The 15,583-nt window shown below is 70.9% G+C and carries 12 protein-coding genes; 7 read left to right on the top strand and 5 right to left on the bottom strand.

All coding sequences use genetic code 11. The annotated features are described in order from the left end of the window. Position 1 precedes the first annotated feature (1 nt). The 3 genes from ACFYX4_RS19025 to ACFYX4_RS19015 all read right to left on the bottom strand — a co-directional run bounded on the left by ACFYX4_RS19025 (position 2) and on the right by ACFYX4_RS19015 (position 3,636). Complete coding sequence (locus tag ACFYX4_RS19025) at positions 2-247, bottom strand: DUF6458 family protein (RefSeq protein WP_389333982.1); 246 nt, start codon at positions 245-247, stop codon at positions 2-4. A 114-nt stretch (positions 248-361) separates the two neighbouring features. Next, positions 362-1,654, bottom strand: a complete 1,293-nt coding sequence (locus ACFYX4_RS19020; protein WP_389333979.1) for a M18 family aminopeptidase — start codon at positions 1,652-1,654, stop codon at positions 362-364. A 155-nt stretch (positions 1,655-1,809) separates the two neighbouring features. Further along, positions 1,810-3,636, bottom strand: a complete 1,827-nt coding sequence (locus ACFYX4_RS19015; protein ID WP_389333976.1) for an acyl-CoA dehydrogenase — start codon at positions 3,634-3,636, stop codon at positions 1,810-1,812. A 995-nt stretch (positions 3,637-4,631) separates the two neighbouring features. On the opposite strand from ACFYX4_RS19015, the gene ACFYX4_RS19010 reads away from it, so the two are divergent. Both ACFYX4_RS19010 and ACFYX4_RS19005 read left to right on the top strand, forming a co-directional pair. Continuing rightward, the gene (locus tag ACFYX4_RS19010) at positions 4,632-5,105 is read left to right on the top strand and encodes an SseB family protein (protein ID WP_389333973.1); all 474 of its coding nucleotides are present in this window, start codon (positions 4,632-4,634) and stop codon (positions 5,103-5,105) included. A 124-nt stretch (positions 5,106-5,229) separates the two neighbouring features. Further along, on the top strand, positions 5,230-6,210 hold the full coding sequence (locus tag ACFYX4_RS19005) for a pirin family protein (RefSeq protein WP_389333970.1): 981 nt from the start codon (positions 5,230-5,232) through the stop codon (positions 6,208-6,210). Between the two features lie 78 nt (positions 6,211-6,288). Here the strand turns inward: ACFYX4_RS19005 and ACFYX4_RS19000 are convergent, their stop codons facing one another. Further along, a complete protein-coding gene (locus ACFYX4_RS19000) occupies positions 6,289-7,224 on the bottom strand; it encodes a Bro-N domain-containing protein (protein ID WP_389333967.1) in 936 nt (311 codons plus the stop codon). Positions 7,225-7,399: 175 nt separating this feature from the next. On the opposite strand from ACFYX4_RS19000, the gene ACFYX4_RS18995 reads away from it, so the two are divergent. Then, a complete protein-coding gene (locus tag ACFYX4_RS18995) occupies positions 7,400-8,518 on the top strand; it encodes an AI-2E family transporter (RefSeq protein ID WP_389333964.1) in 1,119 nt (372 codons plus the stop codon). Here ACFYX4_RS18995 and ACFYX4_RS18990 read toward each other — a convergent pair. Beyond that, positions 8,416-10,665, bottom strand: coding sequence for a SpoIIE family protein phosphatase (locus ACFYX4_RS18990; RefSeq protein WP_389333961.1), 2,250 nt, complete (start codon positions 10,663-10,665; stop codon positions 8,416-8,418). The two genes, ACFYX4_RS18995 and ACFYX4_RS18990, sit on opposite strands and share 103 nt — an antisense overlap. A 234-nt stretch (positions 10,666-10,899) precedes the next feature. On the opposite strand from ACFYX4_RS18990, the gene aspS reads away from it, so the two are divergent. The 4 genes from aspS to ACFYX4_RS18970 all read left to right on the top strand — a co-directional run bounded on the left by aspS (position 10,900) and on the right by ACFYX4_RS18970 (position 15,509). After that, positions 10,900-12,663: an aspartate--tRNA ligase gene (gene aspS, locus ACFYX4_RS18985; RefSeq protein ID WP_389333958.1), complete on the top strand. Its 1,764-nt coding sequence runs from the start codon at positions 10,900-10,902 to the stop codon at positions 12,661-12,663. A gap of 132 nt (positions 12,664-12,795) precedes the next feature. After that, entirely contained in the window at positions 12,796-13,827 is a 1,032-nt protein-coding gene (locus ACFYX4_RS18980; RefSeq protein WP_389333955.1) for an intradiol ring-cleavage dioxygenase, read from the top strand. Between the two features lie 178 nt (positions 13,828-14,005). After that, positions 14,006-14,374 (top strand): hypothetical protein, encoded by a 369-nt coding sequence (locus tag ACFYX4_RS18975; protein WP_389333952.1) that lies wholly within the window; start codon positions 14,006-14,008, stop codon positions 14,372-14,374. 64 nt (positions 14,375-14,438) lie between these two features. Further along, on the top strand, positions 14,439-15,509 hold the full coding sequence (locus ACFYX4_RS18970) for an intradiol ring-cleavage dioxygenase (protein ID WP_389333949.1): 1,071 nt from the start codon (positions 14,439-14,441) through the stop codon (positions 15,507-15,509). The last annotated feature ends 74 nt before the right edge of the window (positions 15,510-15,583 follow it).

Raw genomic sequence — 15,583 nt, 5'->3', positions numbered from 1 at the left:
GTCACACGCCGTACCCGTCGCTGTAGCCGTCGCGGCGCCGGTCCGTCTCGACCACGGTGGTCGAGGCGGGGGGCACCATCACGCGGCGGCGCCGGGCGATGCTGCTGAAGGTCGTCACGCCGATCAGGCCGACGATCATCAGGATGACGCCGACCAGGTCGAGGTTGACCCCTTGCATGTCCCAGTCGGTCGCGAACGTGAGGATGGCTCCCACGGCGATGAGGATGATGCATCCGCCGAGGCCCATGAGTGTCGCCTCCCTGTCCGGTGTACCGGTCGTTCCGGTCCCTGACTCCGGATACCCCGCCGGGCAACACCCATGCGGGGCGGCACCCTTGTCACCCCGTCACCAGGGCGGCCGCTACCCCTCCAGGAACGCCGTCAGCGCGTTGGCCAGCAGGTACGGGTCGTCCGCGCCGCTCAACTCCCGCGCGCTGTGCATGGACAGGATGGCCACGCCGATGTCGACGGTCGTGATCCCGTGCCGGGCGGCGGTGATGGGGCCGATGGTGGTGCCGCACGGCATGGAGTTGTTGGAGACGAACGACTGGAACGGCACACCGGCCTTCTCGCAGGCGGCGGCGAACACCGCCCGGCCCGAACCGTCCGTGGCGTAGCGGTTGTTGACGTTGACCTTGAGGATCGGGCCGCCGTTGACGCGCGGGTGGTGCGTGGGGTCGTGCCGCTCCGCGTAGTTGGGGTGGACGGCGTGGCCGGTGTCGGAGGAGAGGCAGAGCGTGCCGGCGAAGGCCCGCGCCCGGTCCTCGTACGAGCCTCCGCGCGCGAACACCGAGCGCTCCAGCACGCCGCCGAGCAGCGGACCGTCCGCGCCGGTGTCGGACTGGGAGCCGCTCTCCTCGTGGTCGAAGGCGGCGAGCACCGGGATGAACGGCAGGTCGCCGCCCGCGGTCGCGACGGCGGCCAGGGCGGCCGTGCCGGCGTGCACGGACAGCAGGTTGTCCATGCGCGGGCCGGCCACGAGTTCCTCGTCGCGGCCCAGGTAGGCGGGCGGCTCCACGGAGTGGGTCATCAGGTCCCAGCCGGTGACCTCGCCCGCGGGCAGCCCCGACTCCTCCTCCAGGAAGGAGATCAGGTCGCCCTCGAGGACGTCCCCGAGGCCCCAGACCGGCTGGAGGTGGCGCTGCTTGTCGAGCTTGAGACCGTCGTTGGCGGCGCGGTCCAGGTGGATGGCGAGCTGGGGCACCCGCAGCAGCGGCCGGCTCACGTCGACGAGGTGGGTGGAGCCGTCGCGCAGGGTCAGCCGGCCCGCCAGGCCCAGGTCGCGGTCGAGCCAGGAGTTGAGCAGCGGACCGCCGTAGATCTCCACGGCCACCTGGCGCCAGCCGTGCGCGCCGGCGTCGGGCAGCGGCTTGACGCGCAGGTTGGGGGAGTCGGTGTGTGCGCCGATGATCCGGAACGGGGTGTGCGCGGCGGTGCCCTCGGGGACGTACCAGGCCACGATCGCGCCCCCGCGCAGCACGTACTTGCCGCCGCTGCTCCCCTCCCAGGCGTCCGTCTCGGCGACCTGACGGAAACCTGCCTTCTCCAGCCGTTCCGCGGCGTTCGCCACCGCGTGGTACGGCGACGGGCTGGCCGTCAGGAAGGACATCAGGTCGTCGGTGTGGCCGCGGTCGAAGCGGGAGGGTGCGCTCATGGGGTTCACCTTAACGACGGACGAGGGCCCGCTCCCGGTGATGGGAGCAGGCCCTCGTGAGGACGGTGTGTGGGTCGGTGCAACCGTGCCGAACCGGACGGGTCCGCCCGGCCGGCCCTCGGGCGACGGGTGCGACGCCGCTTTCGGAACCCGCTCTAGAACGCGGCCTCGTCCAGCTCCATCAGGTCGAGCTCGACGCCCGCGGCGACCTTGCGGGCCAGGGTGACGCCGGGCAGGACGTTCGCCGCGAAGAACTTCGCCGCCGCGATCTTGCCGGTGTAGAAGGCCTGGTCCTTCGCGGAGGCCGTGCGGAGCTTGTCGGCGGCCACGGTCGCGCCCTTGAGCAGCAGGTAGCCGACGACGACGTCACCGGAGGCCAGCAGCAGGCGGCTGGTGTTGAGGCCCACCTTGTAGATGTTCTTGACGTCCTGCTCGGTGGCCGCGAGGTCGGTGAGCATCAGGCCGACGATGGCCTCCAGCTCGACGGCGGCCTTGGCCAGCTGGTCGCGGGCGCCGGACAGCTCCTCGCCGCCCTCGCCGAGCGCCAGGAACTTCTTGATCTCCTCCGCGAGGGAGTTCAGCGCGGCGCCCTGGTTGCGGACGATCTTCCGGAAGAAGAAGTCCTGGCCCTGGATCGCCGTCGTGCCCTCGTACAGGGTGTCGATCTTGGCATCCCGGATGTACTGCTCGATCGGGTACTCCTGGAGGAAGCCGGAGCCGCCGAAGGTCTGGAGCGACTGGGCGAGCTGCTCGTAGCCCTTCTCGGAGCCGTAGCCCTTGACGATCGGCAGGAGCAGGTCGTTCAGCGCCTCCAGCGCGGAGGCGTCCTCGCGGGCGGCCTCCTTGACCTGGATCTCGTCCTGGATGGACGCCGTGTAGAGGACGAGGGCGCGCATGCCCTCCGCGTACGCCTTCTGCGTCATCAGCGAGCGGCGCACGTCGGGGTGGTGGGTGATGGTGACCTTGGGCGCGGACTTGTCCATGAAGTTCGCGAGGTCGGGACCCTGGACGCGCTCCTTGGCGTACTCCAGCGCGTTCAGGTAGCCCGTGGACAGCGTGGAGATCGCCTTCGTGCCGACCATCATGCGGGCGAACTCGATGATGCGGAACATCTGGCGGATGCCGTCGTGCTTGTCGCCGATCAGCCAGCCCTTGGCGGGGTGGCGGTCGCCGAAGGTCATCTCGCAGGTGTTGGAGGCCTTCAGGCCCATCTTGTGCTCGACGTTGGTCGCGTAGACGCCGTTGCGCTCGCCCAGCTCGCCGGTCTCGAAGTCGAAGAGGTACTTCGGGACGAGGAAGAGGGACAGGCCCTTGGTGCCGGGGCCGTGGCCCTCGGGGCGGGCGAGGACGTAGTGGAGGATGTTCTCCTCCATGTCGTGCTCACCGGAGGTGATGAAGCGCTTCACGCCCTCGATGTGCCAGGAGCCGTCCTCCTGCTGGATCGCCTTGGTGCGGCCGGCGCCGACGTCGGAGCCCGCGTCGGGCTCGGTGAGGACCATCGTGGAGCCCCACTGCTTCTCCACGGCGACCTTGGCGATGTGCTTCTGGACCTCGTTGCCCTCCTCGAAGAGGATGCCGGCGAACGCGGGGCCCGAGGAGTACATCCAGACGGCCGGGTTGGCGCCCAGGATCAGCTCGGCGAAGGCCCAGATCAGGGAGCGGGGCGAGGTGGTGCCGCCGATCTCCTCGGGCAGGCCGAGCCGCCAGTACTCGGAGTCCATGAAGGCCTTGTAGCTCTTCTTGAAGGACGCCGGGACGGGCGCGGTGTTCGTCTCCGGGTCGAAGACCGGCGGGTTGCGGTCGGCGTCCGTGAAGGACTCCGCCAGCTCGTTCTCCGCGAGGCGGGTCAGCTCTTCGAGGATGCTCTTCGCGGTCTCGGCGTCCATCTCCTCGAACGGACCGGTGCCGTACAGCTTGTCGCGCCCCAGTACTTCGAAGAGGTTGAATTCGATGTCGCGGAGATTCGACTTGTAGTGCCCCATGGCGACGGCTCCCGGCTCCGTAGAGAGATCGGCGAGGCACTGTGGTTCCTCGCGCTAGTTCACGTACCAACAAGTAGCTCCGATGATGCTACCCGCCGGTAATAAGTCGCAACCCCGATGCGCCAGGTGTGACGAGACAGACCACCACGGGGCTGCCGCCCTCCCTGGGCGCCCGTCTTGCCGGGGCTCCGGCCTTGCGGCCCTGCCGGACTGTCGCCCCTTGCCTGGGCTGCCGCCCCGCCTGGCTGCCGCCTTGCCGGGCTGCCGTCCCGCTGAACTTCCGTCCTGTCGGGGCTGCGGCCTTGCGGCCTTGCGGCCCCGCCTGGGCCCCCGCCCCGCCTGGCTGCCGCCCTGTCTGGCCCCCGCCCCGCCTGGCTGCCGCCTTGCCGCCTTGCCGGGCTGCCGTCCGGCCGAACTTCCGTCCTGTCGGGGCTGCGGCCTTGCGGCCTTACGGCCTTGCGGCCTTGCGGCCTTGCGGCCCTGCCCGGGCTGTCGCCCCTTCCCGGGCTGTCGCCCTGTCTGGCCCCGCCCCGCCTGGCTGCCGCCCTGTCGGGCTGCCGTCCCGCTGAACTTCCGTCCTGTCGGAGCTGCGGCCCTGCGGCTCTGCCGGGGCTGCGGCCCTGTCGGGCTCCCGTCCCGCCGAATTTCCGTCCAGCCGGGCAGCCGCCTTGCCGGGCTCCCGTCGTGCCCGGGTCCGCCGCCTTGCCGGGCTTCCGCCCTACCCGGGTCCGCCGCTTTGCCGGGTCCGCCGCCTTGCCGGGCTTCCGCCCTACCCGGGTCCGCCGCTTTGCCGGGGCTGCCGCCCTACCCGGGGCTTCCGTCCTGCCGGGGCCGCCGTCCTGCCGGGCTGCCGCCCTGCCCGGGCTTCCGTCCTGCCAGGGCCGCCGTCCTGCCGGGCTGCCGCCCTGCCCGGGCTTCCGTCCTGCCCGGGCCGCCGTCTCGCTTGGGCTTCTGTGTGGGCCCGGCTTGCGGATGCTCTGGGTACTCTTGCGCCCATGTATGGATACGGCCAGCCCATGGACGGGGGCGGCGCCCAGCAGCAGTACGCCCCGCCGCAGCAGCCCATGGCCGGCGGCTACGGGCAGCAGCCGCCCCTGTACCCCGAGCCGTCCCCGCCCTCGCTCGCGGACGCGGTGCGCGCCTTCACCACCGGGCAGATGGTCGCCGAGGACTTCCAGCAGGTCTTCGCGACCTCGAAGGTCTACTGCCCGCGCGGCGACAACCCCGGATTCCTCGCCCTGCACAACACCCAGCAGCCGGTGATCCCGATGTTCACCACGCTGAAGGAGCTGCGCCGGTACGCGGGCAAGGAGTCCAAGTACTTCGTCATCACCGGCGCGGAGGTGCTCGACCTGCTGCCCACCGGCTACGGCTTCGTTCTCGACATGGAGGGCGAGCACCGGATGGTGTTCGACGCGAAGGCGGTCGAGCAGATGGTGGACTTCGCGATGCGCCGGATGTACGGCTGAGCGACGCCGTGTTCTGAGAGCCGGGAGCCCGGAGGGAATGTCCTCCGGGCTCCCGCGGTTGTGGGTGGCAGAAAGTTCAACGCTCAACTAAAGTGGTCCGTACGTCGCCCAAGGAGGTACCGACATGCCCGCTGTGACCGTCGAGAACCCGTTGACGCTCCCCCGCGTGGCCGCCCCGGCGGACGCCGTGGCGCGTCCCGTGCTCGCCGTCGCCACCGCGCCGACGGGGTACGAGGGTGAGGGCTTCCCGGTGCGCCGGGCCTTCGCGGGGATCAACTACCGGCACCTCGACCCGTTCATCATGATGGACCAGATGGGCGAGGTGGACTACGCGCCCGGAGAGCCCAAGGGCACGCCCTGGCACCCGCACCGGGGCTTCGAGACCGTCACCTACATCATCGACGGCGTCTTCGACCACCAGGACAGCCAGGGCGGCGGCGGCACCATCACCAACGGCGACACCCAGTGGATGACGGCCGGTTCCGGTCTGCTCCACATCGAGGCGCCGCCGGAGCACCTCGTCATGTCCGGCGGCCTCTTCCACGGCCTCCAGCTGTGGGTGAACCTGCCGGCCAGGGACAAGATGATGGCCCCGCGCTACCAGGACATCCGCGGCGGGAACGTCCAGCTGCTCACCACTCCCGACGGCGGCGCGCTCCTGCGGGTCATCGCCGGCGAGCTGGACGGCCACCAGGGCCCCGGCGTCACCCACACGCCGATCACGATGATCCACGCGACGCTGGCGCCGGGCGCGGAGATCACCCTGCCGTGGCGCGAGGACTTCAACGGCCTGGCGTACGTGCTCGCGGGCAAGGGCTCGGTCGGCGCGGAACGCCGCCCGATCCACCTGGGCCAGACCGCCGTCTTCGGCACCGGCTCCTCGCTGACCGTCCGCGCGGACGAGCGGCAGGACTCCCACACGCCGGACCTGGAAGTCGTCCTCCTGGGCGGCCGCCCGATCCGCGAGCCGATGGCCCACTACGGCCCGTTCGTCATGAACACCCAGGCCGAACTCCAGCAGGCGTTCGAAGACTTCCAGAAGGGCCGCCTGGGAACCGTCCCGGCGGTCCACGGGATGACGAAGGAGGGCCCGCGGAAGGGCTGATCCCGGATAACGTACGAGGAAGGCCCGAAGCCGCAAGTTTGCGTTGCGACTTCGGGCCCTTGTGCTGAGCCGACCGCCCTACGGCAGCACGTACACCGGCGCGCCGTCGGCGGCACACCCGGTCTGCCGCACGCACCCGCGCTTCAACAGCATCCGCAGACAGTCGTGAACGCGGTCCTGGGACAACCCGGTCCGGCTGACGATCTCCTCCACCCGGTACCGGGCCTCACCGCGCACGAGTGCCGGTGCCAGGCAGGCGGCGACGGCGTGAACGTCGTCGGTGACCACGAGATTCTTGGCCTTCCAGACGGCGAGCAGCTGCTGCGGCGTCAGCTCCGGCGCCGGCGACGGCAAGGAACGGCCGGCGGGGCTCCTGAGAGCGTCGGCGATGTCCCGCAGGCTGTGACTGATCTCCCGCAAGAGCCCGTTCTGCTCCCTCAGAAGGCCGTGGCGCTGCTCCTGGAACGCCACCAGCATCTCGTCCGCCCGGATGTTCCGCTCCTCCAGTCGCACAATGGCGTCGGCGACCTGATCCGGCATGACGTACGCGGTGCCGCCGGCGGGCGAGGGTTGCACGGGGGCCGGTTCCAGGGCGTAGGAGCCGTCGCGCTGGATGGTGACGACGACCTCGCAGACCCAGTCCTTGAAAGGGCGGCACTCCGGTTTCGTGCAACCGTTGACAAGGGCGATGAGACCCTTCAGGTTCACCAGCTTCATCGACTTCTGTAGCTTGTGAGCTGCGAGTTTGCGCGAAGCGTCTACTCCATAGACGCCTTGTGCAATCTCGCTCAGTCGCTTGGTGCACTCTGCTGCAACGTGCCAGCCGAGCGCCTGTCGTGTGTTTGCGTACCCGAGATCCGTGGCCACGTCCGCCGCAACGAACCAGTGCTCCCCACCCGGCGTCGTCAGCCTCCGCACCCGCGCCCCCGTGGCCGCGAACACGAAGTCGTTGATGTCGATCGCGTCCTGCTGTGCCGTCGGCTCGTCCGGCGGCATGTCGTTCTGCTCGTACATCGAGCATCACCTCCAGCCAGGGAAACTAGGCACGCGCATATGCAACGCGCATGAGCAAAAGGGATGTTCACCCGAAAGGGGGATGAGCTGTTAATTCTGCTCATCGGTGACGGTCCGTCACCCGGGCGGTCTGCTCCCGCAGGACAGCCCGCGGAGGGCGTGGTCCGCTGGACGGGTGCGTCTGTTGCCCTTGGCTGTTCGTCGGCTTGCTGCCTGGTGTGTTGTCGTCCTGCTGGTGTCGGGGGTGGCGTACATCGGGATCCTGTTGTGCGCGGCGTTGCGTACCGCCGTGGTGCCCGTGTTGCTCGCGTTGCTGGGGAGCGCGTTGCTCGGGCCGTTCCACCGGCGGATGGTGAAGGCGCGGGTGAACCGGTCGGTGGCCGCCGCCGTCACGTGTGTGGCGGTGGTGGGCGTGGTCGGCGGGGCCGTGTACATCGTCGTCGCCGCGCTCATCGAGAGCGGGGACGAGATCGTCGCCTCGCTGAAGGAGGCCGCCCGGGGACTGACCGAGCACTTCGGGGCCGCGGGGACCTCGCTCGACGATCTCGCCTCCAACGCCCGTGAGCTGCTGGGCAAGTTCGGCGGGACCGCGGCCTCCGGGGTGATCAGCGGGGTGAGCGTCGTGGGGGAGAGCATCGCCATGGCCGTGCTCGCGCTGCTGCTCGTCTTCTTCTTCCTGCGCGACTCCGACCGCGCCGTCGACGGCCTGCGCGCCGTCGCCCCGCACGGCACCGCCGACATCGTGGAGGCCATGGGCCGGCGGGCGTTCCGAGCCGTCGAGGGCTTCATGCGCGGGACGACCTTCATCGCGTTCATCGACGCCGTCTGCATCACCGTCGGACTGCTCGTCCTCGACGTCCCCGGCGCCGCCGGACTGGGCGCGCTCGTCTTCGTCGGCGCCTACATCCCCTACCTGGGCGCGTTCCTCTCCGGCGCGGTCGCCGTGCTCGTGGCGCTCGCCGACCGGGGATTCGTCATCGCGCTGTGGGCGCTCGGGGTGGTGCTCGCCGTGCAGGTGCTGGAGGGGCACGTCCTCCAGCCGATGATCCAGAGCCGGACCGTGCAGATGCACCCGGCGGTGGTGATGCTGACGATCACGGCGGGAGCCTCCGTCGCCGGGATCCTCGGCATGCTGCTCGCCGTGCCGCTGACGGCCGCCGCGTTCGCCGTGCTGCACGAGCTGAGGGAGCGTTACGCCGCGCCCTCGGAGGCCGTGTCCAAGCCGGCGTCCGGCGGGCTGCCGCCCGGCTCGTCCCCCGACCCGTCCAGCGGAGCGTCCGCGGCCGGCTCGTAGAGCTCGAACCAGATGCTCTTGCCCTGACCCCGCGGCGCCACCCCCCACGCGTCGGCGAGCAGTTCGATGAGGACCAGGCCGCGTCCCGAGGAGGCCAGTTCGCCGGGGCTGCGCTTGTGGGGCAGGTCGTCGCTGGTGTCGGACACCTCGATCCGGATCCGGCGTCCCTCGGCCCCGCCGGTGACCTCGGCGACGAGCAGCGCGTCGGCGTCCGTGTGCACGAGGACGTTGGTCAGCGTCTCGGAGACCAGCAGGACCGCAGAGTCGACCTGGTCGGCGCACGGCCAGTCGTGCAGCAGCTCCCGCAGCTGCTGCCGGGCCTCGGCGACCCGCTCGGGCTCGGCCTGCGCCACCGTCAGCATGGTGCGCCGCACCGACGGCCGCGCGGACCCGGCGTCACGACCGCTGCCCACCCCGTGCCGGGAGAGGAGGAGGACGGCGATGTCGTCCTCGCGGCGGTCGGCCAGCGGCCCGGTGGTGTGGTGGGACGAAGGCCCGTGCACGGCCTGGACCAGCGCGTCGGCCAGCTCCTCCAGTCCCCCCTCGTGCGCGCCCACGCCCCCCTCGTGCGCCTCCAGCGTCTTGCGGACCCGGCCCCAGCCGGTGTCCAGGTCGTGGCCGCCGGTCTCCAGCAGACCGTCGGTGCACAGCATCAGCGCCTCGCCCGGCTCCAGCGCGAGCCGGGTGGTCGGGTAGTCGGAGTCCGGGTCGATGCCCAGCGGCAGCCCGCCGGCCGTGGCGCGGACCAGGACCGTGCCGTCGGCCATCCGGATCGCCGGGTCGAGATGGCCGGCCCGAGCCGTCTCCAGCACCCCCGTCGCCGGATCGACCTCCACATAGAGGCAGGTTGCGAAGCGCGGGTCGGCGTGCGCGTCGGCGTCGTCCGTGTGGGTGAGACCGTAGAAGAAGCGGGAGGCGCGGGAGAGGACGGCGTCGGGACGGTGGCCCTCGGAGGCGTACGCCCGCAGCGCTATGCGCAACTGGCCCATGAGGCCCGCGGCACGCACGTCGTGCCCCTGGACGTCGCCGATGACCAGCGCGAACCGCCCGCCCCCGGACCGCGTCCGGGACGCTCCCCCCGGCAGCGGGATCACGTCGTACCAGTCGCCGCCGACCTGGAGACCGCCGCCGGTCGGTATGTAACGGGCGGCGAGGGTCATGCCCGGGATCTCGGGGCCGAGCGTGGGCAGCATCGAGCGCTGAAGGCCGTCGGTCAGCTCGCGCTGGGTCTCGGCGGCGCCGGCGCGGGTCAGGGCCTGGGCGAGCATGCGGGCCACGGTGGTGAGCACGGACCGCTCGTCCGGGGTGAACGCCACCGGGTAGGCGAAGGCCGCCATCCAGGCGCCCATCGTGCGGCCGGCCACCGTCAGCGGCAGGAACGCCCAGGACTGCCGGCCGAAGTGCGCCGCCAGCGGCCAGGTCAGCGGATAGCGCTCCTTGTACTGCTCGGGCGAGGACAGATACACGGCCCGTCCGCTGCGGACGACCTCGGCGGCCGGATAGTCGGTGTGCACCGACATCTGGGTGAAGGGGTCCTCGTCGCTCTCCCGCTGCCCGTGGTGGCCGATGATCGTCAGCCGCTCGCCCTCGACGCCGAAGACGGCCAGCCCGTCCGGGGTGAAGCCCGGCATCGACAGCGCCGCCGCGACCCGCAGCACCTCCTCCGTGGAGCGCGCCTCCGCGAGCGCACGGCCCGCGTCCAGCAGGAACGCCTCCCGGGAGCGCCGCCAGTCGCCGGTGACGGCGGTGCGTCCGGCGGGAGTGCCGGGCCGGGGCTCGGTGACCTCCTGCAACGTGCCGATCAGCTCGTACGCCTGCTTCTCCGGGTCGAACGACGGCTTGGAGCGGCTGCGGGCGACCCGTACGACCCGCCCCTGGTCGTCCATGATCCGGATGCGCACCTCGGCGAGGGTGCCCTCGGCGACGGCGAGCTGGATCACGCCCGTGATCTCGTTCCAGTCGACGGGGTGCAGCCGGGCACGGGCCTGGGCCTCCGTGAGGACGGCCTCCTCGGCGGGCAGCCCGAGCAGCCGGGCCGCCTCGGCGTCGACCGTGACCAGCCCGGTGGCCGTGCTCCAGTGCCACAGGCCGGTCGCGAGGGAGGCGAGGACCTCTCCCACGGCGGGCAGAGGCTCGCCAGTACGCATTGACCCACTTTAAGAACAGGCGATCGAACCGTGCCACTGATCGCGACCGAAGCCGACCGATGATCGCGACCGGAGCGTGCCGGTGATCGCGACCGAAGCGGGCCATGGGTCAGCGGCGGTGAATAGAGGGGAGCCGATCTTGGCCCGCCCGGTACCCTGGGGGTTGTTTCACGTGAAACACGCCTTGTTCCACGTGAAACACGCCCCCGATCCGCGAAGACTGGATGAACGACGATGCATCGGTACAGGTCCCACACCTGCGGCGAGCTCCGCGCCTCTGACGTCGGCACCGACGTCCGGCTGAGCGGCTGGCTGCACAATCGGCGCGACCTGGGCGGCATCCTCTTCATCGATCTCCGCGATCACTACGGCATCACCCAGCTGGTGGCCCGTCCCGGCACGGCCGCGTACGAGGCCCTCGACAAGCTGACCAAGGAGTCGACCGTCCGCGTCGACGGCAAGGTCGTCTCCCGTGGCGCCGACAACGTCAACGCGGACCTGCCGACCGGCGAGATCGAGGTCGAGGTCGGTGAGGTCGAGCTGCTCGGCGCCGCCCAGCCGCTCCCCTTCACCATCAACACCGAGGACGGGGTCAACGAGGAGCGGCGCCTGGAGTACCGCTTCCTGGACCTGCGCCGCGAGCGCATGCACCGCAACATCATGCTGCGCACCGCGGTCATCTCCGCCATCCGTCACAAGATGGTGGCCCTCGGCTTCAACGAGATGGCGACCCCGATCCTGACCGCGACCTCCCCCGAGGGCGCGCGCGACTTCGTGGTCCCCTCCCGGCTGCACCCTGGCCGGTTCTACGCCCTTCCGCAGGCCCCGCAGCAGTTCAAGCAGCTGCTGATGATCTCCGGCTTCGACCGCTACTTCCAGATCGCGCCCTGCTTCCGCGACGAGGACGCCCGCGCCGACCGTTCGCCGGGCGAGTTCTACCAGCTCGACGTCGAGATGAGCTTCGTCGAGCAGGAGGACGTCTTCCAGCCGATCGAGAAGCTGATGACCGAGCTGTTCACGGAGTTCGGCAACGGCCGCGAGGTCACCTCCCCGTTCCCGCGGATTCCGTTCCGCGAGTCGATGCTGAAGTACGGCTCCGACAAGCCGGACCTGCGCGCGCAGCTGGAACTGGTGGACATCACCGACGTCTTCGAGGGCTCGGAGTTCAAGGCCTTCGCCGGCAAGCACGTGCGCGCGCTGCCCGTGCCCGCCGTCCAGGACCAGCCCCGCAAGTTCTTCGACCAGCTCGGCGACTACGCCGTCTCGCAGGGCGCGAAGGGCCTGGCCTGGGTGCGGGTCGCCGAGGACGGCTCGCTGTCCGGCCCGATCGCGAAGTTCCTCACCGAGGAGAACGTCGCCGAGCTGACCAAGCGCCTGTCGCTGGCCGCCGGTCACGCCGTCTTCTTCGGCGCGGGCGAGTTCGACGAGGTCTCGAAGATCATGGGCGCGGTGCGGGTCGAGGCCGCGAAGCGTTCCGGCCACTTCGAGGAGAACGTCTTCCGCTTCTGCTGGATCGTCGACTTCCCGATGTTCGAGAAGGACGAGGAGACCGGGAGGACCGACTTCTCGCACAACCCGTTCTCCATGCCCCAGGGCGGCATGGAGGCCCTGGAGAACCAGGACCCGCTGGACATCCTGGCCTGGCAGTACGACATCGTCTGCAACGGCGTCGAGCTGTCCTCCGGAGCGATCCGGAACCACGAGCCGGACATCATGCTCAAGGCGTTCGGGATCGCCGGCTACGACGAGGAGACCGTCGAGCGCGAGTTCGCCGGCATGCTGCGCGCCTTCCGCTTCGGCGCCCCGCCGCACGGCGGCATCGCGCCGGGCGTCGACCGCATCGTGATGCTGCTCGCCGACGAGCCCAACATCCGCGAGACGATCGCCTTCCCGCTCAACGGCAACGCCCAGGACCTGATGATGGGCGCGCCGACCGAGCTGGAGGAGACGCGGCTGCGCGAGCTGCACCTGAACGTGCGGAAGCCGCAGCCGAAGTAAGGCAAGCCTTTTGCAAGGGCAATGTGAAAGGGACCTGAAACCGACGTCGGTTTCAGGTCCCTTTCGCGTGCGCGGGGAAAAGGCGCTGTTTTCTCAGGTCGTTGACAGGGTTCCTACCTAACTTCCGGGGCCATGACAGCGAATCAACAGCATCCGGAATCTCAGAACGGAAGGGAATCGACCGAACTGACGCGGCGCAAGGTGGTCGCCGTCGGCGCGGGCGCCGTCGCGGCGGCCGGTCTTGGCGGCAGCGCGTTCGCGGCGAGCGGTCTCGGCCAGGGCGGCGGAAGACCTCCGGGCGGCGGCTCCCAACCCGGCACCGAGCCCGGCTCCGAACCCGGCTCCGAGCCCTGCTACCTGCTGACCACGGAGACCACCGAGGGCCCCTACTACATCGACGCCGACAAGCTCCGCCAGGACGTCACCGAGGACCGCGAGGGCATCCCGCTCCTCCTCGACCTCAAGGTCATCGACGCCCAGACCTGCCGGCCGGTCCGGAACGCGGCCGTGGACATCTGGCACTGCGACGCGGTGGGCGTCTACTCCGGCTACGAGGACATGGGCAACGGAGGCGGCGGCGGTCCCGCGCCCACCGGACCGCCGCCCTCCGGCACCCCCACCGGCGAGCCCCCGACCGGGACGCCCACCGGAGCGCCCAGCGGCCCGCCTCCCGGCGGCGGCCACCAGGAGCCCACGGACGACACCCGCTACCTGCGCGGCACCTGGCGCACCGACCGGCAGGGCCGCGTCACGTTCAGGACGGTGTTCCCGGGCTGGTACCGGGGGCGCTGTGTGCACATCCACACCAAGGTGCACGTGGACGGCGAGTGGACCGACGCCGGGTACGAGGGCGGGCACACCTGCCACACCGGCCAGTTCTTCTTCGACGAGGAGTCCGTCCTCGCGACCGAGGGGCTGGCTCCGTACTCGACGAACACCGACGAGCGCACGACGCTCGACGAGGACACGATCTACGACGGGAGCGGGACGCAGGGCGGCCTGCTGAGGCTGCGCTACGACAAGCGGAACATCGCCAAGGGGGTGCGCGCCACGCTCACGGTGGGCGTGGACCCGGAGGCGACGGAGGACGGCCAGGGCACACCGCCGGGATCACCGTCCCCTACGTCGTCCCCGTCCTCGTCACCCTCGGCTTCGGCGGGCTGAGGAGCCGCCCGGAAAGGGCGGAAAGGCGTCCGGCCACCGACTGCGTCCCGGTGGCCGGACCTCTCTTGGAGACCTCACCGGAGGCGCACAGGAATCCCGAGGGGCGCCCACAGGGGCCTGCCGTTCCATGGGTGGCGAGGCCGGCACGAGCCGGCGGGGCAGGGAGGAAGCCACAGCCATGGGGTTCATGATCACGCTCTCGGTGCTGCTGATCGCCGGCGCGGTCGCCGGGATCGTCACCCAGCGACGCGCCCGGCGGACGCGTCCCCCGTCCGGCCTGGACGCCGAGGCGGAGGCGAACCACTGGCTCGTACGGCTGGGCGGAGGTCTGGTCCCGCCCGACGTGCGGATCTGGGAGAGCGCGGACGCGGCGGCGGCGCGGGAGCTGACCAGCGCGGCGGAATGCCACCGGCAGGCCAGGGAGCGGCTGGCGGCCGCCCGCACGGCGGCGGAGTACGAGGACGTCACGCGGACGGCGAGGGAAGGACTGGAACATCTGCGCCGGGCACGCGCCGGTCTGGGCCTCGTTTCGGCCGGCGAACGGTGAATCCATGGAATCGCACAGCCCTTTCCCACGTTCCTGACAGGCCGGCCTCCTAACTTCCTCGCCCATGACGGGAAACACGGAAAACACTGAGCCGGCGGACATCACGGAGGCCAAGCAAGGCCCGAAACACAAAAGGGATCTGACGCGCCGAAAGGTCGTCGTCGCCGGCGCGGGAGCGGTCGCCGCGATCGGAGCGGGCGGCGCGCTGGCCGCGGGCGCGTTCGCCGGGGAGCCGGGCAAGGCGAAGGGCGCCGGGGCCAAGCCCAAGGCGTCGGCCACCGGCACCGCCGCCGAGGCCTGTTACAAGCTCACCTCGGAGACCACCGAGGGCCCCTACTACATCGACGCCGACAAGCTCCGCCAGAACATCGTCGAGGACCGGGAGGGCATCCCGCTCACCCTCGACCTCAAGGTCATCGACTCCGAGACCTGCAAGCCCGTCGCCAACGCCGCCGTGGACATCTGGCACTGCGACGCGCTGGGCCTCTACTCGGGCTACGAGAGCCTCTCCAGCGGAGGCGGCGGCGGAGGCGGCGCTCCCACGGACGCCCCGTCCGGCACCCCGTCCGGCACGCCCACGGGCACCCCCACCGGCGCACCGCCGTCGGGCGCGCCGACCGGCGGCGCGGGCGGAGGCGGCGGCGGGGGCCACGAGGAGCCCACCGACGACAAGCGGTACCTGCGCGGCACCTGGCGCACCGACCGGCAGGGCCGCGTCACGTTCAGGACGGTGTTCCCGGGCTGGTACCGGGGGCGCTGTGTGCACATCCACACCAAGGTGCACGTGGACGGCGAGTGGACCGACGCCGGGTACGAGGGCGGGCACACCTGCCACACCGGCCAGTTCTTCTTCGACGAGGAGTCCGTCCTCGCGTCGGCCGAGGTGGAGCCGTACTCGACCAGCACGACCGAGCGGACCACGCTCACCGAGGACACCATCTACGACCAGAGCGGCACCGCGGGAGGCCTGCTCAAGCTCAAGTACGACAAGCGGAACATCGCCAGGGGTGTGCAGGGCTCGATCACCATGGGCGTCGACCCCGAGGCCACCCACGACGGCACGGACGACGCGGTCCAGCCGGGCGCGTCGACCCCGGCGTCACCCACGGCCTCCGCCTCCCCCACGGCGAGCTGACACCGGACCGGGACCGCACGGACCTGAGCGGAGGAAGGCCCACCCGGACCTTCCTCCGCTCGGTCTCGCCGTCC

The sequence above is a fragment of the Streptomyces sp. NPDC002328 genome (assembly GCF_042890065.1).
In the GTDB taxonomy this organism is placed as follows: Bacteria; Actinomycetota; Actinomycetes; order Streptomycetales; family Streptomycetaceae; genus Streptomyces.
Note: the sequence above shows the minus strand (reverse complement) of the source record. Positions and strands in the feature narration are given on the sequence as shown.